Annotated in this window: 18 protein-coding genes and 1 tRNA gene; 10 read left to right on the plus strand and 9 right to left on the minus strand. The window is 66.6% G+C overall.

The genetic code is table 11. The annotated features are described in order from the left end of the window. The first annotated feature begins 82 nt into the window (after positions 1-82). The gene (locus tag AAA989_RS06290; RefSeq protein ID WP_338241890.1) at positions 83-4,813 is read left to right on the plus strand and encodes an NAD-glutamate dehydrogenase; all 4,731 of its coding nucleotides are present in this window, start codon (positions 83-85) and stop codon (positions 4,811-4,813) included. A gap of 58 nt (positions 4,814-4,871) precedes the next feature. Continuing rightward, positions 4,872-6,095 (plus strand): NAD(P)/FAD-dependent oxidoreductase, encoded by a 1,224-nt coding sequence (locus AAA989_RS06295; RefSeq protein WP_338241891.1) that lies wholly within the window; start codon positions 4,872-4,874, stop codon positions 6,093-6,095. Here the strand turns inward: AAA989_RS06295 and queG are convergent. Further along, complete coding sequence (queG, locus tag AAA989_RS06300) at positions 6,079-7,140, minus strand: tRNA epoxyqueuosine(34) reductase QueG (protein ID WP_338241892.1); 1,062 nt, start codon at positions 7,138-7,140, stop codon at positions 6,079-6,081. The genes AAA989_RS06295 and queG overlap by 17 nt on opposite strands. A gap of 51 nt (positions 7,141-7,191) precedes the next feature. On the opposite strand from queG, the gene AAA989_RS06305 reads away from it, so the two are divergent. The 3 genes from AAA989_RS06305 to msrB are packed head-to-tail and all read left to right on the plus strand — an operon-like array spanning position 7,192 to position 9,936. Beyond that, positions 7,192-8,166: an ABC transporter ATP-binding protein gene (locus AAA989_RS06305; protein WP_338241893.1), complete on the plus strand. Its 975-nt coding sequence runs from the start codon at positions 7,192-7,194 to the stop codon at positions 8,164-8,166. Next, the gene (locus AAA989_RS06310) at positions 8,163-9,425 is read left to right on the plus strand and encodes an ABC transporter permease (RefSeq protein ID WP_338241894.1); all 1,263 of its coding nucleotides are present in this window, start codon (positions 8,163-8,165) and stop codon (positions 9,423-9,425) included. Before AAA989_RS06305 ends, AAA989_RS06310 begins: the two co-directional genes overlap by 4 nt. 10 nt (positions 9,426-9,435) lie before the next feature. Further along, positions 9,436-9,936 (plus strand): peptide-methionine (R)-S-oxide reductase MsrB, encoded by a 501-nt coding sequence (msrB, locus tag AAA989_RS06315; protein ID WP_338241895.1) that lies wholly within the window; start codon positions 9,436-9,438, stop codon positions 9,934-9,936. Here msrB and AAA989_RS06320 read toward each other — a convergent pair. The 5 genes from AAA989_RS06320 to AAA989_RS06340 form a co-directional block, all read right to left on the minus strand. Beyond that, positions 9,933-11,675, minus strand: a complete 1,743-nt coding sequence (locus AAA989_RS06320; RefSeq protein ID WP_338241896.1) for a hypothetical protein — start codon at positions 11,673-11,675, stop codon at positions 9,933-9,935. The genes msrB and AAA989_RS06320 overlap by 4 nt on opposite strands. A gap of 12 nt (positions 11,676-11,687) precedes the next feature. Then, positions 11,688-12,089 (minus strand): GtrA family protein, encoded by a 402-nt coding sequence (locus AAA989_RS06325; protein WP_338241897.1) that lies wholly within the window; start codon positions 12,087-12,089, stop codon positions 11,688-11,690. Positions 12,090-12,093: 4 nt separating this feature from the next. Continuing rightward, positions 12,094-13,725, minus strand: coding sequence for an NAD(P)/FAD-dependent oxidoreductase (locus AAA989_RS06330; protein ID WP_338241898.1), 1,632 nt, complete (start codon positions 13,723-13,725; stop codon positions 12,094-12,096). A gap of 90 nt (positions 13,726-13,815) precedes the next feature. Then, positions 13,816-14,445, minus strand: coding sequence for a PilZ domain-containing protein (locus AAA989_RS06335; RefSeq protein WP_338241899.1), 630 nt, complete (start codon positions 14,443-14,445; stop codon positions 13,816-13,818). A gap of 148 nt (positions 14,446-14,593) precedes the next feature. Then, positions 14,594-14,679, minus strand: a tRNA-Leu gene (locus tag AAA989_RS06340). 108 nt (positions 14,680-14,787) lie between these two features. Between AAA989_RS06340 and AAA989_RS06345 the strand changes: the two genes are divergently transcribed. From AAA989_RS06345 to AAA989_RS06365, 5 genes are read left to right on the plus strand one after another with little or no spacing between them, the layout of a single operon-like run. Continuing rightward, the gene (locus AAA989_RS06345; protein WP_338241900.1) at positions 14,788-16,437 is read left to right on the plus strand and encodes a GMC family oxidoreductase; all 1,650 of its coding nucleotides are present in this window, start codon (positions 14,788-14,790) and stop codon (positions 16,435-16,437) included. Between the two features lie 11 nt (positions 16,438-16,448). After that, on the plus strand, positions 16,449-17,351 hold the full coding sequence (locus AAA989_RS06350) for an MBL fold metallo-hydrolase (protein WP_338241901.1): 903 nt from the start codon (positions 16,449-16,451) through the stop codon (positions 17,349-17,351). Between the two features lies 1 nt (position 17,352). Next, positions 17,353-18,159 (plus strand): N-acyl homoserine lactonase family protein, encoded by an 807-nt coding sequence (locus AAA989_RS06355; protein WP_338241903.1) that lies wholly within the window; start codon positions 17,353-17,355, stop codon positions 18,157-18,159. After that, positions 18,156-19,046 (plus strand): NAD(P)-dependent oxidoreductase, encoded by an 891-nt coding sequence (locus AAA989_RS06360; protein WP_338241905.1) that lies wholly within the window; start codon positions 18,156-18,158, stop codon positions 19,044-19,046. Before AAA989_RS06355 ends, AAA989_RS06360 begins: the two co-directional genes overlap by 4 nt. Before the next feature lie 42 nt (positions 19,047-19,088). Further along, entirely contained in the window at positions 19,089-19,484 is a 396-nt protein-coding gene (locus AAA989_RS06365) for a hypothetical protein (RefSeq protein ID WP_338241907.1), read from the plus strand. A gap of 6 nt (positions 19,485-19,490) precedes the next feature. Here AAA989_RS06365 and AAA989_RS06370 read toward each other — a convergent pair whose 3' ends face one another. From AAA989_RS06370 to AAA989_RS06380, 3 genes are read right to left on the minus strand one after another with little or no spacing between them, the layout of a single operon-like run. Further along, positions 19,491-20,279, minus strand: coding sequence for an SDR family NAD(P)-dependent oxidoreductase (locus AAA989_RS06370; RefSeq protein ID WP_338241909.1), 789 nt, complete (start codon positions 20,277-20,279; stop codon positions 19,491-19,493). 3 nt (positions 20,280-20,282) lie between these two features. Continuing rightward, a complete protein-coding gene (locus AAA989_RS06375; RefSeq protein WP_338241911.1) occupies positions 20,283-20,498 on the minus strand; it encodes a hypothetical protein in 216 nt (71 codons plus the stop codon). Continuing rightward, positions 20,495-22,075 (minus strand): phytoene desaturase family protein, encoded by a 1,581-nt coding sequence (locus AAA989_RS06380; protein ID WP_338241912.1) that lies wholly within the window; start codon positions 22,073-22,075, stop codon positions 20,495-20,497. The genes AAA989_RS06375 and AAA989_RS06380 overlap by 4 nt, the downstream gene beginning before the upstream one ends. Between the last annotated feature and the right edge of the window lie 7 nt (positions 22,076-22,082).

Below are 22,082 nucleotides of genomic sequence, written 5' to 3' on the forward strand. Positions count from 1 at the left end.
GAACTTCCGGTAAGGGCTTTCGCTGGAAGAAGGAGTCGCGGCGCCGGCTGTGGTGCCGCTGCTCTAGAGGAGACAGGCAAGCATGGCGAAGACAGGCAGCACGTCCGCAGCTTTCAAGGAACTGACCAAGGAAGAGCGGGGCTTTGCCACCGTGCTGAAGGATCGCATCAGCGATTCGCTGCTCCCCGGAGAAGTGCCCCTCGAAGGCAAGGCGCTGGACGAAGCCGCCGCCTTCCTCGTCGAAGCCGCGCGCGAGCGGGAGGACGGCAAGCCCGCGATCCTCGTGCGCACCGAATCCGGCGATCGCCGCTTCATGCGCATCGCCATCATCAACAAGGACATGTCGTTCCTGGTCGATTCCATTGCCGCGACCATGGCGGTGCGCGGCCTGGCCATCGATACCCTCGTGCACCCCATCCTTCCCGTGCGCCGGCGCGAGGGCGCGCTGGTCGACGTGCCCGAGGGCGAGGGAACGGGTGAGAAGAAGGAAAGCTGGGTCTACATCGAGACCGCGCGGATCGACGCCAAGGACCGCCGCGAGCTGGAAGCCGAGCTGAAGGCCACCATCCTCGATGTGCGCGCGACCGTGGCCGACTGGCCGAAACTGCGCGATGCCATGACCCAGGATGCCGACCGCCTGCCCGACGCCGAAGGCGCCGCGCTGCTGCGCTGGCTGGCCGACGGCATGCTCACCCTGCTGGGACACGTCACCCGCAAGCGTGACGGCACGCAGACCGACGAGTTCGGGATCTGCCGCCGTTCCACGCCCGACCTGCTGGCCGACGACGCATTCGACAAGGCCTTCGCCTGGTTCGACGGCGACAAGGGTCACCAGGGCCGTGCGCCGCTGATCATCAAGGCCAACCGCCTTTCCAAGGTGCACCGGCGCGTGCCGCTGGACCTGTTCATCGTGCCGCTGATGGAAAAGGGCCGGGTCGAGGCGCTGAGCGTCCACGCCGGCATCTGGACCAGCGCCGCGCTGGTTTCCGCCCCCGATACCGTGCCCGTGCTGCGTCAGCAGCTGAAGATCATCATGGACCGGCTGGATTTCGAACCCGGCAGTCACGACTACAAGTCGCTGGTCCACGCCCTCACCGCGCTGCCGCACGATGTCATCATCAGCTTCTCCGACGACGACATCACCCGCGTCGCCACCGCCATGATGGGCCTGACCGACAGGCCGCGTCCGCGCGCCACCCTGGTGATTGCGCCGCTGGGCCGCCACGTCTTCGGCTTTGTCTGGCTGCCGCGCGACATGCTCTCCACGTCCGTAAGGTTGCAGGTGCAGGACATGCTGGAGGCGCAGACCGGTGCCTCCACCCTGGACTGGAGCCTGATGGTGGAAGGCGGCAACCTCGCGCTGCTGCGGTACGTCATGGATTTCCGCGGCAAGGGCAACAAGGCCGATGCCGCCGCGGTGGACCGCGCGCTGGGCGAGATGCTGCGCGGCTGGCACGACGCGGTGGAGGATGCGCTGGCGCAGGGCGAGGACGCCGGCCGCGCCGCAGCGCTTGCGGTGCGCTATGCCGAGAGCTTCCCCACCTTCTATCGCAACACCTACAGCGCCGCGGAGGCCGCCGCCGATATTCATCGCCTGCGCCAGCTGGCCGCCCACGCCGAGGAAGGCGGGCCGGGCCGCGACGTGCGTCTGTTCCGCGCGGAGGCGGAGGACGATGATCGCCTGCACCTGAAGGTCTACCAGCACCACGGTTCGCTGCCGCTGTCGGATGCGGTGCCCGCGCTGGAGAATTTCGGCTTCCGCGTGCTGTCCGAAATCCCCTCGCGCCTGCAGGGTCAGGACGCTGGCACGATCCACGATTTCACCCTCGGCCTTCCCGCGGGCGTCACGCACGAGGACGTGCTGGCCCGCTCCGGCGATATCGAGGACGCCATTTCCTGCGTCCTCAACGCGCGGGCGGAGGACGACGTGTTCAACCGCCTGGTGGTGGTATCCGGGCTGGTGGCGAAGGAAACGGACTGGCTGCGGGCGTTCTATCGCTACCTGCGCCAGGCCAACATCGCCTTCACCATCTACACCGTGGTGGATGCGCTGGCAGGCGCGCCCAAGGTTACGCGCGGCCTGATCGACCTGTTCGCCGCGCTGCACGATCCCGCCGCCAAGGGTGACCGGGAGAAGGCCACGACCGCGCTCGACGACGAGATCCGCGCCGGGCTGGGCGAAGTGACAGCCATCAACGACGATCGCATCCTGCGCCTGTACTGGTCCGCCATGCGCGCCGTGCTGCGCACCAACGCCTTCGCCCCCGCGGCAGAAGATGCGCTGGCCTTCAAGTTCGATTCCGCGCAGGTTCCCGGCCTGCCAAAGCCCGTGCCATGGCGCGAGATCTTCGTCTATTCGCGGCGGGTGGAAGGCGTTCATCTGCGCGCGGGCCCGGTGGCGCGCGGCGGCATCCGCTGGTCGGACCGGCGCGACGACTTCCGTACCGAGGTGCTGGGCCTGATGAAGGCGCAGAAGGTGAAGAACGCGGTGATCGTGCCGACCGGCGCGAAGGGCGGCTTCTATCCAAAGCGCCTGCCCAACCCGGCCATCGACCGCGATGCCTGGTTCGCCGAGGGCAAGGAAAGCTACAAGCTCTACATCCGTACCCTGCTGTCGATCACCGACAACTACGAGGGCGACAAGGTCGTCCATCCCGAAGGCGTGGTGATTCACGACGGCGACGATCCCTATTTTGTCGTCGCCGCCGACAAGGGCACGGCGACCTTCTCCGACACCGCCAACGCCATCGCGCTGGAACGCGATTTCTGGCTGGGCGACGCCTTCGCCAGCGGCGGTTCCAACGGCTACGACCACAAGGAAATGGGCATCACCGCGCGCGGCGCCTGGATTTCGGTGCAGCGCCACTTCCTCGAAATGGGCGTGGACGTGCAGAAGGATCCGGTGCGCGTGGTGGGCTGCGGGGACATGTCGGGCGACGTCTTCGGCAACGGCATGCTGCTGTCGAAGTCGATCAAGCTCATCGCCGCTTTCGACCACCGGCATATCTTCATCGATCCCGATCCCGATCCGGCGGCCAGCTGGAAGGAGCGCAAGCGACTGTTCGACATGGAACGCTCGAACTGGGCCGAATACGACGAGAAGCTGATCTCGCGTGGCGGCGGAATCTATCCGCGCACCATGAAGCGGATCGAGCTTTCGAAACCGGCGATGGACGCGCTGGGCATCGACGAAGCGGAAATGGGTGAAGGCGGCATCGACCCCGACAGCCTGATCGCGGCCATCCTCAGCAGCCCCAACGACCTGCTCTGGTTCGGCGGCATCGGCACCTACGTGAAGAGCTCCGACGAAAGCCATGCCGAGGTCGGCGACCCGTCCAACGACGGGCTGCGCGTGAACGGGGAAGACCTGCGCGTGAAGGTGATCGGCGAGGGCGCGAACCTGGGCGTCACCCAGGCAGGTCGCATCGAGTTCGCGCTTCAGGGCGGCCGGATAAACACCGACTTCATCGACAACTCCGCCGGCGTCGACTGTTCCGACAACGAGGTGAACATCAAGATCGCGCTGGCCGCGGCGCGGCAGGCCGGTCGCCTGTCCGAGGAGCGCCGCAACGCGCTGCTGAAGGACATGACCGAGGAAGTCGCGGCGCTGGTGCTGGAAGACAACCGGCTGCAGGCGCTGGCGCTTTCCATTGCCGAGCGCGGGGGCAGCCGCACGGTCGGCGCGCAGGCCCAGCTGATCGAGACGCTGGAAGACCTCGGCGGGCTGGACCGTGACAACGAGGGCCTGGGCGATGCCGAGGATCTCAAGCGTCGCTCCGCGGACGAGCGCGGCCTGACCCGGCCCGAGCTGGCCGTCCTTCTGTCGCATTCCAAGCTGGTGCTGCAGGACGCGGTGGAAGCGGGCCCGCTGGCCGGCGACGATGCCGCGGATCCGCTGGTGCTGGGCGATTTCCCGCCGCAGCTGCAGGAAAACTTCCGCAACCAGCTGCTGGGCCACCGCCTGCGCAACGAGATCGTGGGCACGGTGGTCGCCAACAAGATCGTCAACCGCATGGGCATGCTGCATCCCTTCGAACTGGCCGAGGAGGAGGGCTCGGGCCTTGCCGCGATCGGCAGCGGGTTCATCGCGGCCAGCAAGCTGCTGGGCATGGACGAGATCTGGGAAGCGCTGGACACCACGGCGATGCCCGAAACGGCGCGCCTCATGCTGTTCGACCAGGCCGCCCTCGCCCTGCGCGGACATATCGCGGACCTGCTCCGCGCTGGCGGAGGCACGATTTCGCCGTCGCGGCTGCGCGAGGAAATCGGCGATACCGTCCACGAGCTGACCGACAAGGTCGATACCCTGCTGGGCGACGAGGCACGCGCCCACGTCGACGGCATTTCCGCCCGCATGGTGGAGAAGGGTGCGCCGCAGAAGCTGGCCGACAACGTCGCGCGGCTGTTCGCCATCGACGGGGCCATCGGCATCGCCCGCCTGGCCAGCGAGACGGAGATCGCACCGATCGAGCTTGCCAATGCCTTCATCAAGCTGGGCAGCCTGCTGGGCATCGACTGGGCGCAGTCGCGCGCGGCGATCATGTCGCCGTCCGATCCCTGGGAACGACTGCTGGTGGCGGGCCTTGCCCGTGATTTCCAGGCCATGCGCTTCGAATTCCTGCGCGGTCTCGCTCGCAAGCGGGGCAAGTCCTCGGGCGATCCGCTGGCCCTGATCGAGGAATGGGCCGCAGCGAACGAGAAGCCGGTGGAGCAATTCCGTCGCATGATCGGTCGCGCCCAGGCGGCAACGCCCGTCGCGCCCGCCATGCTGGCGCAAATCGCCAGCCAGGCACGCAACCTGTTGCATGGGTAAGGTGGGCCGCGCGCACCGCGCTTGACGCGCGGGTGCATTCTGGCCCACCCGGTTAACCATGAACCGGTATGATGTTGTCATCGTGGGCACGGGCCACGGCGGCGCGCAGGCGGCGATAGCCCTGCGCCAGTGCGGCTTCGAAGGCTCGATCCGGATGATCGGGCGCGACCCGAAGCCGCCCTACGAACGCCCGCCGCTGTCGAAGGAATATCTCGCCGGCGAGAAACCCTTCGAACGCATCCTGATCCGCCCGGTACAGTTCTGGGCCGACCGCGACATCGAGCTCTCGCTGGGCGAGACGGTGACCAAGATCGATCCGGAACTGCGCGAACTGGTGCTCGCCTCGGGCGAGCGCGTGGAATTCGGACGCCTGATCTGGTCGGCCGGCGGCGATGCGCGGCGGCTGTCATGCCCCGGGGGGCATCTCGACGGGGTTCACGCCATACGCGATCAGCGCGACGTGGATTCGCTGAAGGCCGACATTGCGAACGGCGCCCGCCGCTTCGTCGTTGTCGGCGGCGGCTATATCGGCCTGGAAGCGGCCGCCGTCCTGCGCAGCCTCGATTGCGAGGTCACCCTGATCGAGACCGCGGATCGCCTGCTTTCGCGTGTCGCCGGGGAAGAGCTTTCCACCTTCTTCGCCGAGGAACATCGCCGCCAGGGCGTGGACCTGCGGCTGGGCGAGAATGTCGAGGGGCTGGAAGGGCAAGGCCGGGTTTCGGGTGTCACGCTGGCAAGCGGGGAAACGCTTCCCTGCGATGCGGTGGTGGCCGGGATCGGCATCGTGCCTTCGGTCGGACCGCTGCTCGCGGCGGGCGCTGCCGGCGCCAACGGCGTCGACGTATCCGACATCTGCCATACCAGCCTCGACAAGGTCTACGCCATTGGCGACTGCGCCGCCCACGCAAACCCCTATGCCAACGGCGCGGTCGTTCGCCTCGAAAGCGTGCAGAACGCCAACGACATGGCGAACACCGTGGCCAGGGCGATCTGCGGCGATCCGCAGCCCTACGCGGCCATGCCTTGGTTCTGGTCCAACCAGTACGACATCAAGCTGCAGACCGCGGGGCTGAGCCTCGACTACCATACGACAGTGCTGCGCGGCGACCCGGCGGATCGGCGCTTCTCCGTGATCTACCTTCGCGATGGCGTGGTGATCGCGGTCGACGCGGTGAACTGCACGAAGGATTATGCCCAGGGCGGCAAGCTGGTGAAGGCCCGCGCCCAGGTGGACCCGGAATTGCTGCGGGATACCGGGGTTCCGCTCAAGGAGATGATGTAAGCCGGGCCAGCGCCCACTCGGCGGCTTCGGCCACTACCGGGTCGGCATCCTTCGCGAGCGAGCTGACCTGCGGCAGCAGGGCGGCATTGCCGCTGTTGCCCGCCGCTATCAGGCAATTGCGCACGAACCTGTCGCGACCCACGCGCTTGATCGGAGAGCCCGAGAACTTCGCCCTGAACGCGGCGTCGTCCAGCAGCAGCAGTTCGGCGAGGTCGGGGTCGGCCAGGTCCTCGCGCGGGGCCAGTTTGGCATGGCGCGCGGCGACATCGGCGAACTTGTTCCAGGGGCAGACCGCAAGGCAATCGTCGCAGCCGTAGATGCGGTTGCCGATAGCTTCGCGAAATTCGTCCGGGATCGGACCCTTGTGCTCGATGGTCAGGTAGGAAATGCACCGCCGGGCATCGAGCCGGTAGGGTTCGGGAAAGGCGTTTGTCGGGCAGGCATCCTGGCAGGCCCGGCACGATCCGCAGCGGTCCTCGTGCGGCGCATCGGGCGAAAGCTCAAGCGTGGTGTAGATTGCTCCCAGGAACAGCCAGCTGCCGTGCTCGCGGCTGACGAGATTGGTATGCTTGCCCTGCCAGCCGATCCCGGCCGCCTCCCCCAGCGGCTTCTCCATCACGGGCGCAGTATCGACGAAGACCTTCAGCTCGGTTCCCGGGCGTTGCTCCACCAGCCACCGCGCCAGGGCCTTCAGCGCCTTCTTCACGACGTCGTGGTAATCCCGGCCCTGCGCATAGACCGAGATCTTCGCGTCGCGCGCCATTTCCTCGCTCGCCAGCGGGTCGCCTTGCGGGGCATAGCTCATGCCAAGCGCGATGACGCTGCGCGCTTCGGGCCACATGCTGTGAGGCCCCTGCCGCACATCCGCCCGGTCCTGCATCCAGCCCATGTCGCCGTGGTATCCGGCATCCAGCCATTCGTGCAGGCGCTCCGCGCGCAGGGGGTCGTCCTGCGCGGGCGCAATGCCCACGGCGGCGAAACCCAGCTCGCGCGCCTTTGCCTTCAGCGCATCCTCAAGCGAAGTGGTCTCTTGCCCGTTAACCATAAAGCGGGTTGTTCCCGTTCATTCCTGCCCATTAGCTGATAGGACATGGATATGGCGACAGCTGACTTCGGCGCACAGGTGGATTGCGGGCGTGCTCTGGCGATAGAGGCTCGCGGCCTGGTAAAACGGTTCGATGGCACGCTGGCGGTGGACGGTGTAGATATCGCGGTGCCCGAAGGCGCGATCTACGGCATCCTCGGCCCCAACGGGGCAGGCAAGACCACCACGCTGCGCATGCTGCTGGGCATCATCGATCCCGACGAGGGCTATCGCCGTGTGCTCGGCGCCGAAAATCCCCAGCACGTCGCGCGCCGCATCGGCTATCTCCCCGAGGAACGCGGCCTCTACCCGGCGATGAAGGCCTACGAGGCGATCGGCTTCATGGGCGCGCTGCGCGGGCTTCCGCAGGACGAGGGTCGCAGGCGCGGCAAGGCGCTGATGGAGCAGCATGGCCTGGGTCACGCCATCGACAGGCAGATCCGCCAGCTGTCGAAAGGCATGGCGCAGACCGTGCAACTGCTCGGCACGCTCGTGCACGATCCGCAACTGGTGGTGTTCGACGAGCCATTCAGCGGCCTCGACGCGATCAACCAGGGCAAGCTGGAAGGGCTGATCCGCAGCCTCGCCGACAAGGGCACCACGGTCATCTTCTCCACCCACGTCATCGCCCATGCGGAGCGCCTGTGCGAGGACATCGCCATCATCGCCGGCGGCAAGGTGCCCTATGCCGGCAGCGTGGAGGAAGCGCGCGACCGCATTCCCGCGCAGGTGCGGCTGGAAACGCGCAATGCCGACGGAACCTGGCGCGCGGCCCTGCCCGCAGATGCCCGGCGCAACGGTGCTTTCTGGCATTTCGCCCTGCCCGAAAGCGGGGTGGAGCCGCTGCTGAAATCGCTGATCGACGGCGACGCGGGCATACAGTCGCTTTCCATCGAGCGCGCGGGCCTGCACGATGCCTTCGTCGCCATCGCCGGCGAAGCGGCGGCGCGCGACATGGTGAGCGGTGATGCGGGAGGCGAGGCATGAGCGTGCGCGACGGCGGCCGGCTTTCGATCTGGCAGGCGGCCTATGTCATCGCCCGGCGCGATTTCACCGCCATCCTGTTCAGCCGCGCCTTCATCTTCTTCCTGCTCGGCCCGCTGTTCCCCGTCTTCGTCATGGCACTGGCCGGCGGAGTCGGAGCGCAGGTGCAGTCGGAAGCATCGGCGGCGGACGTCGGCATCGCCATGGAATCGCGGTACGTCGACGAGATGCTGAACGCGCAGGACGAGGCGCGGCGACTTCTCGGCCCGGCAGTGCCGCGCATGGTGGAACTGAAACGCCTGTCGCCCGGCGAGGACTTCGATTCCGCCGCCTATCTGGAGAACCGCGAAGGCAGTCTTGCCGCGATCGTCAGCGGGACGCCCCAGGCACCGGAGCTCGCGGCCACGCCGGGGCGGCTGGCACGCTGGGAGGGGATGATCTCCTTCATCGCGGCGCAGGCAGCAAATCCCGGCGCCCAGAGCTATCCGCCGGTCTCCACCACCATCGTCGAAACCAGCGGCGCGTCGCAGAATTCGCAGCGCCTGCGCACTGCGCAGGGAGGGCAGCTGCTGCTGTTCCTGCTGATCATGCTGCTGGCGAGCATGGTGCTTTCGAACCTGGTGGAGGAGAAGGGCAACAAGATCATCGAGATCCTGGCCGCTGCCGTGCCGATGGACGCGGTGTTCCTGGGCAAGCTGTTCGCCATGCTGGCAATCTCGGTCGTCGGTATCGCGGTGTGGGGCAGCGCCGGGTTTGCCGTGCTGACGGCGGGCGGCATCTCGCTTTCGGACTATGCCAATCCGGGGGTGGGCTGGCCGATGTTCTTCCTGCTCTTCGCCGCATATTTCGGCATGGGCTACCTGATCCTGGGCTCGATCTTCCTCGCCGTGGGTTCGCTCGCCACCACGGTGCGCGAAGTGCAGACGCTGTCGATGCCCGCCACCATGTTCCAGATCCTGGTGTTCTTCTTCGCCAGCCTGGCTGTAACCGACAGGGGGGGATGGCTCGAATACACGGCCATGGCATTCCCCCTTTCCTCGCCCTTTGCCATGGTGGCGCGCGCCGCGGTCGACGAGGCGCTGTGGCCGCATCTGCTGGCCCTGGCCTGGCAGGCGCTGTGCGTCGCCCTGTTCGTGAAGGCGGGCGCAGGCCTGTTCCGCAGGCGCGTGATGAAATCCGGCCCGCGCACGAAGCGCCGGTCGCTCCCGCTGACGAAGGTGCTGGGTGGAATGTTCAGGAACGGTTCCAATCCAGCCGCATAGAAGAGATGTCATGACCAACAACACGACCACCCGCCGATCGGCTCTCGCCTGGCTCGGGGCCGGCGCGTCCATCCCCGTTCTGGCCGCCTGCGGAGGCAGCGAAGCCCGCGCGCAGCAGAATTTCCCCGTCTCCTATTCCGAGGCCGAATGGCGCCAGCGCCTGACCGCGCAGGAATTCCGCATCCTGCGCGAGGAAGGCACGGAACGTGCCTACACCTCCCCGCTCAACGACGAGAAGCGCACCGGCGTCTATCACTGCGCGGGTTGCGGCAATCGCCTGTTCTCCAGCGCGCACAAGTACGACAGCGGCACCGGCTGGCCCAGTTTCTGGCGTGCGATCGACGATGGCGCCGTGGGCTATTCCACGGACCGGAAGCTGGGCTACGCGCGGACGGAAGAGCACTGCGCGGACTGCGGCGGACACCTGGGCCACCGCTTCGACGACGGGCCGGAACCGACCGGCCACCGCCACTGCATCAACGGCGTGGCGCTGGATTTCCGCCCGGCCTAGTCGGCTACCCTGAAAATCCTCAGCGCGTCGGCGGCGTCGCCCCCGACCGGCTCCAGCCACGCGGGCGGTGCCTGCGATAGCAGTGCGTTGGCGAAGTTGTCAGGCGAGGCCGTGCGATAGAGCGCCACGTCCGACGCCGCGCCGCAGATCGCGACATAGTCGGCCTCGTGCGCGGCAACGGTTGCGCGAGCGGTCTCTACCGATCCCGTGAAAGCGCGGATGACATCCACCATCGGCAACTGGTTGCGATGATAGCTGGCGGCCACGATCGCGTGATCGGTCCTGCCGAGGATTTCCGGCCCGGCGTCGAGAGGCGCGAAGACCTTGCCCGCAGGCAGTGCCGCCAGCCGTGAATAGTCGCATTCTCCCGGCTCGAGCAGGGCGAGTGTCTCTGGCGTCATGGTGGCCATGGGGAATTGCCGGTCCAGCGGTTTGGCAAAGGCGCTGGCGAACATCGGCGTCGTCAGGCCGACGGCGGCCAGCGTTGCCAGCACGCGCGGCACGGGGGCTGCCAGTGCGCGCGCTTTCGGCAGGAACTCCGCCATCAGCAGCGCGGCAAAGGGGATTGCCAGGAGCTGCGCGACGAGGCCCGCCCGCATCACCAGAAGAGAGTATCCTCCCGCGGCGAGCGCGAACAGGAACAGCATGGTGCAGGCCAGCGCGCGGCCATGGTGGAAATATCCGGTGGAATGCGCCCGCCACCAGCCGGCCACGATGATCCCCACGGTCCAGAGCAGCGCCAGCGCCACTGAAACGGGCTGTCTCCAGATCGGCAGCCCTTCGGTGATGTAGCCGTGCCAGTAGGTCTGCAGGACAGGGTCCAGTTCGGCCATCGGATTGGTGGCGCATGGCCCCAGCAGCGCGGTCGCCAGTTGCAGGCAGACGAGACCCATCGCGGCCAGTGCGACGACGCGGCCCTGCACCCTGTCCTGCCAGGGAAGGAACGGGATGGCGGCGGCGATGATCGCCGCCGCGGCGAAAGTCAGGATATGCCCGGGCAGCAGCACGTCGCAGTAGGGCGTGCCCAGCGGCCCGCGCGTCGCATAGGAAAGCGCGGCGGAACCGAGGGCCAGGGCTCCCAGGAACCACGGCAGTAGCGTCCGCTCGCCGAACCAGTAGCGAACGCCGTAGAGTCCGGCGAGCACTGCCACCAGGGGCAGGCCTTCGAGCGAGATCACCACCCATGCCGCCGCACACAGCCCGCAGGCGAGCGCGCTCCACCGGCTGTCGCGGATCAGCAGCGCTGCGCACACCACCGCGAGCACCGCCTGGGGCGCGTGGTGATCGATGCTCATGGGGGCGAAGTTGCCCGGCAGCAGCGGGAACAGCGGCAGAATGACGAGTCCGAAGGCGAAGGCCAGCGGGGCGAAGTCCAGCCGCAGCATGATCGCGCGCAGGGCGAACAGCGCCGGCAGGAGCCACAGTAGCGGCACCAGAGCCATCGCGGCCGTCTCGCCGAATACGAGCATCAATGCTGCCAGTGGCAGGTCCACCAGTCTCGACCAGTGCATCGAGAAGCCCTCGGGCGGGTTCATCCGGTATTGGGTGACATCCCAGAACGCCTGCCCGTCCAGCCAGGCGCGCACCTGCAACAGGCGCGTCCAGTCATCCTGGCCTACCGGGTCCCAGCCCAGCAGCGGCTGGATGGCAAGGCGCACGGTGCAGTAGGCCAGCCATACGGCCAGCACCGCCCAGGGCGTGCGCACGAACGCACGCCAGTCTTTCCCCCCGATCGTCATCGGAGGCGAGCCTTAACGGAAAACCACGCGGCTGCGTAGAAGCCATGTGGCGGTGAAGCTGACGGCGATGGCCACCAGCTTGGCAAGGCGCGGATCGAAGCCGCTGACATCGCCCGCCCACACGATGGCGGTGGTGAGGCCAAGGCCCACCAGCGCGGATACGACGAACAGCGCCTTTTGCCGGGTGCGGGCCATGCCCTCGTGCGCCACGTTGCCCACGAACACCGCGCGGCTGCTCATCAGCCAGTGCGCGCCGATACCCAGGCAATAGCCCACGGCGGAAGCGCCGGCGGCCCACATGCCCAGCGACAGGAGGGCGAGGAAGGTGCCCATGTCCACGGCCAGCGCGCCAACGCTGGCAAGGAGGTAGCGCACCAGCCGCGTATCGATCATGCGCATGAATACGGCAGGCATGGGGTCAGGCCGCCTTCCGGTCCTTCGCGGAAACACGCTCCGGCACGTCGCGCACCGACGAAAGCGCAGCCGCCTGGTCCTCGCTCACCGGCTTGCGGCCTTCGGGCAGCGCCTTTTCCGCGCCCTCGTCGCCCGCCTCGTGGTATTCGGCGTCTTCGTTCACGCACCATGTGTCGTAGATCTTTTCGCCCGCCAGGATGTTCTCCACCGTCAGCATGGCGGTCATCATGGCGTGGTCCTGATTGTTGTAGCGGTGCATTCCGTTGCGTCCCACCAGGTGCAGGGACGGATGCTTTTCCTCCAGCTCGCGGCGCATGGCGTCGACGTTGGCGGCATAGTCCTCGTCGTAGACGGGATAGGCCTTCTCCTGCCTGACGACCGCGCCGCCGATCACCTTTTCAGGCGCGACGAGACCGAGGATGTCCATCTCGCGCTTGGCCAGTTCGACAAGGTCGTCGTCGTCCATCGACCACAGGCCGTCGCCTTCGAAGCAGAAGTATTCCAGACCCACGCAGGCCACGTCCTGGTCGGGCACCATCTCGGGCGACCAGCTGCGGAAGTTCTGCACGCGGCCGACCTGCACCTTGGAATCGTGGATGTAGATCCAGTTGTCGGGAAACAGGTCTTCGCTGCGGATCATCAGCGCCACGGTCAGGAAATCGCGGTACTTGAGGTTGCTGGCGTTGAGCGTCGTCTCCGGCAGCGGGTGCATGCGCGCGGCCAGCTGACGCATCGGGGCGGAACTGATCGCATCCTTCGCGCGGATCGTGATTTCGCTGCCGTCCTCTGCGCTGGCCGTCATGCGCCAGCCGCCTTCGCCGTCGCTGGCGAGCCGCTTCAGCGCGTGGCCCATGATGACCTGGCCCTTGCCGGTCGCCACGATCCTGTCGCGCGCGGCTTCCCACATCATGCCGGGGCCAAGGCGCGGATAGCGGAAGGTTTCCAGCAGGGTCTTGGCCTGCTTGCCGCTGCCATCGTTCAGCTTGTTGAGACCGAACGAGCGTTTCAGCCCGTCGACCACCGCGCCCCACAGCGACAGGCCCTTGATACGCTGCGCCGCCCAGTCGGCGCTCATCTCGTCACAGGGCATGCCCCACACCTTCTCGGTGTAGGTCTTGAAGAAGATGGAATAGAGCTTCCTGCCGAACTGGTTGCTGGTCCAGTCCTCGAAACTGCGGATATCGCGATTGGGAAAGGCCCTGGCCTTGAGGTAGCTCGCCATGCACAGGGTGGAGCGCCACAGGCCCAGGTTGCGCAGCGCCTCGAAGGCGCGCAGCGGGTAGGAGTAGAACTTGCCCTCGTAATAGATGCGGCTCATGCGCGGGCGCTGGATGAAGTCGTCGGGCAGGATCTCGTTCCACAGGTCCACCACCTGCTGGCTTTTCGAGAAGAAGCGGTGGCCGCCGATATCGAAGCGATAGCCCTCGTGCTCCACCGTGCGGCTGATGCCGCCCACGTAGGTTGCGTCCTTCTCGATGATGGCGACGGACTTGCCCTGCTTCGTCAGCAGGTAACCCGCCGTCAAACCTGCCGGGCCCGCACCGATGATGGCCACGTCGACGATGATGTCGCCTGCCCCAAACTCCGCGCCTGTATCCGCCGCAGAATTCGCGTCGCAAGCCTTTGGATCGTGCATGAATGCCCCCGGTTTTTCGTCCTCACCGGGAGTGAAGGAAAATGGTTATGAGGCAGTTAACGCGGGCTTCCCGGATCGCCGGGATCCCGGCTAGGCAGTGCCCTGCAGCTCGGCCGCGATCCGGGCGAATTCGCCGTACTGGTAGGTGTTCTCGAAAATCAGCCCGCAACTGCCCTGCTTGCGCCAGCGCACCTTGGCCAGAGTGGGTGGAAGCCCGCGCGCAGAAACCTTCACGCGTTCATCGAGGGCGAAGCGGCACGAACAGGTGATCTTGGCACCCTGCTGCGACAGGTCGGTGAACTCGACCATCTCGATGCGGCCATCGCTCGTTTCCACCTGTGCGGGGGCGGCAACGTTGAGCCTGATCGCGCGCTTGGCGAAGCGGCTGGGACTTTCGATGATGCGCCCGATGTCGGCAGCTTCCATGAAGCGAAAGCCGGCCCGGTCCTTCTCCTGCCATATCAGTTCGACCGCGTGGCGATCGCCGTTCTGCAGCTCCACCGTCATGAAGGCCGGTTCGGGAAGCGGGTGGAATAGCCGGGCACTGATGCCCGTTTCGGACGCGTCGCGGATCACGCAGAGGAATTCCCCCGCCTCGCTGATCAGCTTCGCGGCGCGGATAAGCAGCGTGTAGCGTTGCGAGTCACGCTGTTCACGCGTGACCCCGGCGGCAAAGTCGGCGCTGTTCGGCGTTTCGCCGTATTTCAAGGCGTTTTGCATGCGATCCCCAGCTTGCGGGACGGGCCGGAGCGACCAAGTCCCTGATTGACAAGCCATACACCTATTCAAGTCTTCTTACGGTTCTTACCGTCCCCGAATAGGCGTTTTCCTACGGTCATTGGTTAACCGCTCGGTCACGCATGAGATCTGGTGCGGGCGGCGGGACTCGAACCCGCACGTCTCAAGGGACAGGGGATTTTAAGTCCCCGGCGTCTACCATTCCGCCACGCCCGCACCTCTGCCGCTGCCTAGCCGCTGCGGCGCCTGCTTGCCAATTGGCTCTTGCGTTTCACCCCCCGCCTCGCGCACTGTAACAATCGTTAGGGAGAGGCGCCGCACACAATGAGCGCAGGGGAATTCGATTTCGTCGTGATCGGCGCCGGCTCTTCCGGCGCGGCCCTGGCCGCACGGCTGGGAGAGGACGAGACTAGCACCACCTGCGTGCTGGAAGCCGGCGGGCCGGACCACCACCCCTTCATCCACATTCCCAGCTTCGTTGCCGCGGCCATCGGTCGCGAGGAAACGAACTGGCGGTTTGCCACGGTGCCGCAGGCGGGCATGGCCGGGCGAGAGATCCCGGTTCCGCGCGGGCGCGTGATCGGCGGATCGGGCGCGATCAACGGCATGGTCTATTTCCGCGGCCATCCCACCGATTACGACGACTGGTCGGACATGGGCTGCGAGGGCTGGTCGTACCGCGAGGTGCTGCCCTACTTCACCCGGACCGAGCACAACGAGGATTACGAGGGCAGCGTCTTCCACGGCAAGGACGGGCCGATCAACGTCAAGCTGGTGGAGAACCCAAACCCGCTCAACTACGCCTTCATGCACGCGCTGGATTCGCTGCAATTCCCCGCCTGCCCCGATTTCAACGGGCCGGACCCGGAAGGCTACGGACGGCGGCAGGGCCTGATCCGCGACGGGCGGCGCGAAAGCACGGCCACCAACATGCTGAAGCCCGCGCTGAAACGCGGCAACATTCATGTGCAGACCCATGCGCGGGTGGCGCGCATCGTGGTGGAGGATGGCCGCGCCACCGGCGTGCAGATGGTGGACGGCAGCGTGATCCGCGCGCGGCGCGAAGTCGTGCTGAGCGCCGGCACGGTGCAGAGCCCGCATATCCTGATGCTGTCCGGCATCGGTCCGGCCGGACACCTGAAAGAGCACGGCATCGATGTGGTGCACGATCTGGAAGGCGTGGGCGGCAACTATCAGGACCATGTCGCCAGCCCGATGCACATGGAGACAGACGATACCACCAGCTACGGCATCAGCTGGAAGGTACTGCCGCGCGATATTCTGCACGGCATCCAGTACCTGCTGACGCGCAAAGGCCCGCTGGCGGGCAACGTGTTCGAAAGCGTCGCCTTCCTGCGCACCGATCCCGCGCTGGAGAAGCCGGACGTGCAGTTCGTGTTTCAGCCCGCCCGGCGGCTGACCAATCCGAAAATCCCCTTCCCGCTGGGTCACGGATACGCCATCAGCCCGGTGGCGCTCTATCCCAAGAGCCGGGGCACGGTGCGACTGGGGTCGCCCGATCCCGCCGCCGCGCCATTGATCGATCCGCACCTGCTGGAGCATCCCGACGACATCAAGCCGCTGATCCGTGCGCTGAAGATTTCGCGCCAGGCCTTCGCCAGCCGGCCCTTCGCCAGGTACGAAGGCACCGAAGTCGCGCCGGGTCCGGAGGTCGAAAGCGACGAGGACCTCGACGCCTACATCCGCGAAACGGGCTATACGGTGCACCACCCGGTCGGCACCTGCCGTATGGGCGACCCCGGCGACGCGGAAACCGTCGTCGACCCGCACCTGAAGGTGAAGGGCATCGAGGGGCTGCGCGTGGCCGATGCCAGCGTGATGCCCAGGGTCGTCGGCGGCAACACCAACGCGCCGTGCGTGATGATAGCCGAGCGCTGCGCCGACTTCATCCTCGGCAAGCCGCCGATGCAGCCCGCGCAGCTGCCGCCCGAAAGCGTGGCGCGGTACAAGTAAGGGAGAGGGACGTGGCGAGAGAGCACATCAAGAGCTGGCAGGTCGGCGACGTGAAGGTCAGCCGCATCGTGGAGATCTGGGATTTCCAGGACGACATCCACATGGCCATGCCCGAGGCCACCCCGGAAGAGGTGAAGGCGATGGAATGGCTGCACCCGCACTATGCCACGCCGGAAGGGCAGATGCGGATGAATTTCCAGGGCATCGTGCTGCAGACGCCGGACCGCAACATCGTCGTCGACACCTGCATCGGAGCAGGCCGCGAACGCGAGTACGAGGTCTTCACCGACCTTCCCGAGGGCTTCCTGGAAGACCTGGCCGCGCTGGGCATCTCGCGCGAGGACGTGGACACGGTGTTCTGCACCCACCTGCATTTCGATCATGTCGGCTGGAACACCTACAAGGACCCCGAGACGGGCGAGTACAAGCCGACCTTTCCCAATGCCCGCTACCTGTTCGGCAAGACCGAATACGAAGCCTGGCAGAACGACCTGCGGCACGACGACCACCACGACGACAAGCACATGGTGGAAAGCGTCGATCCCATCGTGGCCGCCGGCCTCGTCGATTTCATCGATAGCGATCACCAGATCGCGCCCGGCATCCACGCCGAGCCCAGCCACGGCCACACGCCGGGTCACATCCACGTGGTGATCGAAAGCAAGGGCGAGCGCGCCGTGGTTACCGGCGACCTGATGCACCATCCGATGCAGTGCGCCATGCCTCATCGCCACGCCACCTTCGACATGAACCGAGAGGCCGGCAGCGCCACGCGGCAGGCCTTCGTCGAGAAATACCGGGACAGCGATACGCTGGTCGTCGGCATGCACTTCTTCGAACCGACGGCGGGCCACTTCGTCACCGGCAGCAACGGAGAGACCTGGTTCCGCGGGCTGGGTGTGCCCGACCGCTAGGATGGCCGAAGTCACGCGCATCGATGCCATCCGCTACGCCCGGCACGAGCGCACGGCGGCGGACAATTTCACCACGCCGGTGGACGATCACGACCTGCCCATGCCGCTCGACTATTTCGTCTGGGCGATCCACCGCGAAGGCCGTCCGCCGGTAATCGTGGACACAGGCTTCGGCACGGAAGCGGCAACGGCTCGCGGTCGCACGATCACGCGCCCGGTGGTGGAAGGACTGCGCGATGCGGGGATCGATCACCTGCTGGTGGAGGACGTGATCCTCACCCACCTGCACTACGATCACGCCGGCTCGCTGAGCACCTTTCCCAACGCCCGCTTCCACGTGCAGGACGCCGAACTCGCCTTCGCCACCAGCCGCCACGTGTGCGACCGCGACATGCGCGCTCCGTTCGACGGGGAGCCTGTCGCGGAACTCGTTCGCAGGCTCTACGCCGATCAGGTGGTATTCCACGACGGCGACCAGCAGTTCGTCCCCGGCATCGCGCTGCGACTGGTACCCGGCCACACCGCCGGACTGCAGGCCGTGGTCTGCGACACCGCGCGCGGCCTCGTGGTTCTCGCCAGCGATGCCGCGCACCTCTACGCCAATATCGCCCGCAAGCTGCCCTTCCCCATCTTCGTCGACGAAGCGGCCTACCGGAAGGCGCAGGCGCGGGCGCTGGAACTGGCGGGCGGGTCGCTGGATCACCTGATCCCGGGGCACGATCCGCTTGTGCTGGCGTGCTTTCCGACCGAAAACGAAATCGCGCGGGTCGACCTTGCCCCGCACACGCCGATTGCGGAGATGCTATGATCGCCGGATTCCTCGGACTTGGCCGGATGGGCAGCCCGATGGCGGAAAACCTGCTGGCCCACACCGGCAAGCTGCTGGTGCACGACATTTTGGAAGAAGCCGTGCAGGCGCTGGTCGCCAAGGGGGCCGAGGCGGCGGGCAGCCTGGCCGCGCTGGGCGAGCAATGCGACGTCGTCTTCACCAGCCTGCCCACGCCGCAGATCGTGCGAGAGGCCGTGCTGGGAAGCGAAGGCCTGACTTCGCACGGCGCCCCGCGCATCCTGTGCGACCTTTCGACCAGCGGCCCGCAGCTGGCGGCCGAACTGGCGCATGCATTGCCCGAGACGGACTGTCTCGACGCGCCGGTATCGGGCGGCATCGCAGGCGCGAAGGCTGGCACGATCAGCATCATGGTGGGCGGGCCGAAGCAGGCCTTCGACGAGGTGCGCCCCATGCTGGAAGCCATGGGCAAGCCCACGCACATGGGCGAGACACCCGGCGCGGGACAGACGATGAAGCTGGTCAACAACCTGCTGGGCGCGGTCGCAATCGGCGTGACCGCGGAAGGCATGGCCTTCGGCATCAAGCAGGGGCTGGACCCTGCAAAAATGATCGAGGTGCTCAACCAGTCCACGGGCATCAATTCCGCCACCCGCGACAAGTGGCCGAAAAGCGTCCTGCCGCGCACCTTCGACTTCGGCTTCGCCGCCGCGCTCAGCCTTAAGGACACGCGGCTGCTGCTGGACGAGGCGCAGGCGGCCGAGGTTCCGCTCCCGCTGGGCCGGATCGTGGCAGACTACCTCGAGCGCACGCTGGAGCGCGAGGGACCCGACGCGGATTTCACCGCCATTGCCAAGGTGGTGGAGGAAGCCGCCGGGCTTGACCCCGAACGCGACAATCATGGTTAGCGCGATTGCCGCGCAGTCGAATCCGGCGCATCATGATCGGCGATGCTGACCCTGGCTTTCCTCCTCGCGGCCCAGTTCGCCGCCGATGCCCTGCCCACGGGCACCTACGATGGCACCTGCCTTTACCCGCCGGCGCTGGAAGAACGCGCTGCACCTGGTGAACTCGTTGCCTGCAACCAGGCGGAAGTTTCCGCTGACCGGATCGCCTTCGGGCGGCGCAGCTGGGAATCGCGCATCAGCTTCAACGGCCAGTTCGAAGGCGACCGGATGGATCTCGATTCGATAACGCTGGCTAACGGCCGGACCTACGAGGTGCGCGGCGTTTGCGAGCTCTCCTACGCCGGCGGCGCTCTTTCAACGATTGCCTGCACTGCCCAGTCGAACCGCGGGGCCATGCTTGCCAACTTCGTGGTGTCGCGGATCAACAATCCACGCTGACCCGGTTCAGATATCGTTGCGGATGGTGGCGAGTGCGCCGCCGTCGATCTCCCACTTCGCGCCGTTGACGTAGCTCGCCTCGTCACTGAGCAGGAAGCTGACCACGTCGCCCACTTCGCGCGGCTGGCCCACGCGGTTGAGCGTGGCCGTCTGGCCGAGCTTTTCCATGCCCTGTTCGACCGAATCGAACATCTGTTCCAGCATGCCGACCAGCAGCGGCGTCTCGATCACGCCGGGCATCACGCAGTTCACCCGCACGCCTTTCTGCGCCACCTCGCTGGCGGCGGTGCGCGTCAGGCCGACAGCGCCGTGCTTGGCTGCATTGTAGGCGCATGCCCCGGCGAGGCCCCGCTCCGAACCGATCGAGGCGGTGTTGACCACCGCGCCTTTTCCGGCGGCGACCATGTGCGGGATCACGTATCGAAGCCCCAGGAACATGCCGCGCAGGTTCACGCGCAGCACCTTGTCGAATTCCTCGATCGGATATTCGTGGGTGGGCGCCAGGGTGCCCTCGATCCCGGCATTGTTGAAGAAGCCGTCGATCTTGCCGAAGGCGGTGATCGCCTCCTTGGCGTAGCCCGCCACGGCATCCACCTCGGCGCAGTCGGCCACGTGGGCGATGGCGGTGTGGCCCTTTGAGGCAAGATCGGAAACGCGCTCTTCCAGCCGATCCCCGTCGATATCCACCATCAGCAATCGTGCGCCCTCGCGGGCAAGAATTTCGCAGGTGGCAAAGCCGATGGCACCGGCGGCGCCGGTGACGATGATGGAATTGCCTTCGTGCCTTCTGGACATGTCTTATCCCTTCTTCGACGATCGGAACGGCAGGGTGAGGAGGAACAGCGCCAGCCGGGGCGTCAGCAGCTTGAGAAAGTTCTTCGCCTCCTCGGGCGAGAGCGTCGCCGTCATCGGCATGGTGCCGTAGACCTTGCCTTTCAGCACCAGGTCGTTGCCCTTCCGCTCGATCTTGCTGACCTGCATCAGTTCGCTCTTGTCGGCGGCGCGGATCTTCATGACGCCACCCGTATCTCGTCGAAGTCGATGCCGAGGTCTTCGGCGGCCACCATGGCGGTGGCGCGGCCCGCGCCGAACACGCCGCCGCCGGGATGCTGGAACGGTCCGACGAGGTAGAGCCGGTCGACGCCCGGCACGCGGTACTGGCCAAGGTCCGGCGTCGGGCGATGGCTGCCCGTCTGGTATGTGGTGGTGGCGATGCCGTGCAGGTCGCCGCGGAAGAAGCTGGGGCTGGTGCGCTCCATGTCGACGGGGCTGTCGCAATGGTAGTCGAGCACCGCTCCGGGCAGGTTGTCGATGTAATTGCTCATCCGCGCGATCATGCCTTCGGCGAACTCGCCCTTGGCCTCGTCCCAGCTGCGCCCGTCCTCGCGGGTGTAGGGCACGTAGTCCCAGGCGTGGAAGATCGCCTTGCCCTCGGGAGCGCGGCTGGGATCGTGCTGGGTCAGCTGACCCACGCCCACCAGCGGGGTGGGGCTCATGTTGCCGTAGCGCAGTTCGTCGAAGGCGCGGCGCATGTCTTCGTAGCTGTCGGGCATCAGCTCGTACATCACCGCCGACAGGGGTTCTCCGTCGTGACGCTTCGCCTTGAACTGCAGCGGCGCGTCCAGCGCGGCATGAACGGTGAAGCAGGCGGCACTGGTGATGTGCGTGCGCTTCGCCCTGCGACCGACGTCGGCAGGAAGGGCATCGACCATGTCGGGCAGCACGTGCGGGTGCAGCGCGCCGATAATGGCGTCGCCCGCAGTCAGCCGCTCCCCATCGTCCAGCACCACGCCGGTGGCGCGTCCGCCCTCGCTGGTCACCTCGCGCACGCTGGCCGAGGCGCGAACACTGCCGCCATGATTTTCGATACAGGCGATCAGCGCGTTCGTGAGACTGCCCGAACCGCCCACGGGCACGCCGAACCCGTACTTCTCGAGGAAGCCGAGGAAGACGTAGGCCCCGATGCCGGTCGCTTTCTCGTCAGGCGAGACGAGGTTCTCTCCCGCCACCCGGCCGAAATGCGCCTGCACCTTCTCGTGCTCGAACAGCTCCTCCATCAGGTCGAAGGTGGATACGCCCATGGTGCGCATGATCTCCTGCCCCTCGGAGCTCTGGTCCATCATCGCGGTCTGCGCGCCCAGCGGCATGGGCGGAGAGTAGAGCCCCGCCTGGATCATCGGCAGCCACTCGGCGGCCTGCTGGCTCATCTTCAGGAAGGTCTGCGCATCCTTCTCGCTGAACCGGGCGATGGCTTCCGCGCTTCTGGCGGGGTCGCGGTGCAGCGGCAGGGTGGCGCCATCCTCCCACACGCTCATCATCGGCACGTCGGGGAAAATGTATTGAAGGCCGTATCTCGATTTCAGACCGAGATCGTCGTTCGCCAGCAGCGGATTGCCCTGGATGAAGATGTGGCTCATCGAATGCTGGTCGTGCATGAAGCCGGGCCGGGTCAGCTCGCGGCTGACCACGCCGCCGCCGTGCCAGGCGTTGCGCTCCAGCACGAGCACGCTCTTGCCTGCGACGGCGAGATAGGCGCCCGCGACAAGGCCGTTGTGGCCCGATCCGATGACGATGATGTCTGCGTCTGCCATGAATTCT

Origin of the sequence: Aurantiacibacter hainanensis, assembly GCF_036321025.1 — a bacterium.
GTDB lineage: Bacteria > Pseudomonadota > Alphaproteobacteria > Sphingomonadales > Sphingomonadaceae > Alteraurantiacibacter > Alteraurantiacibacter hainanensis.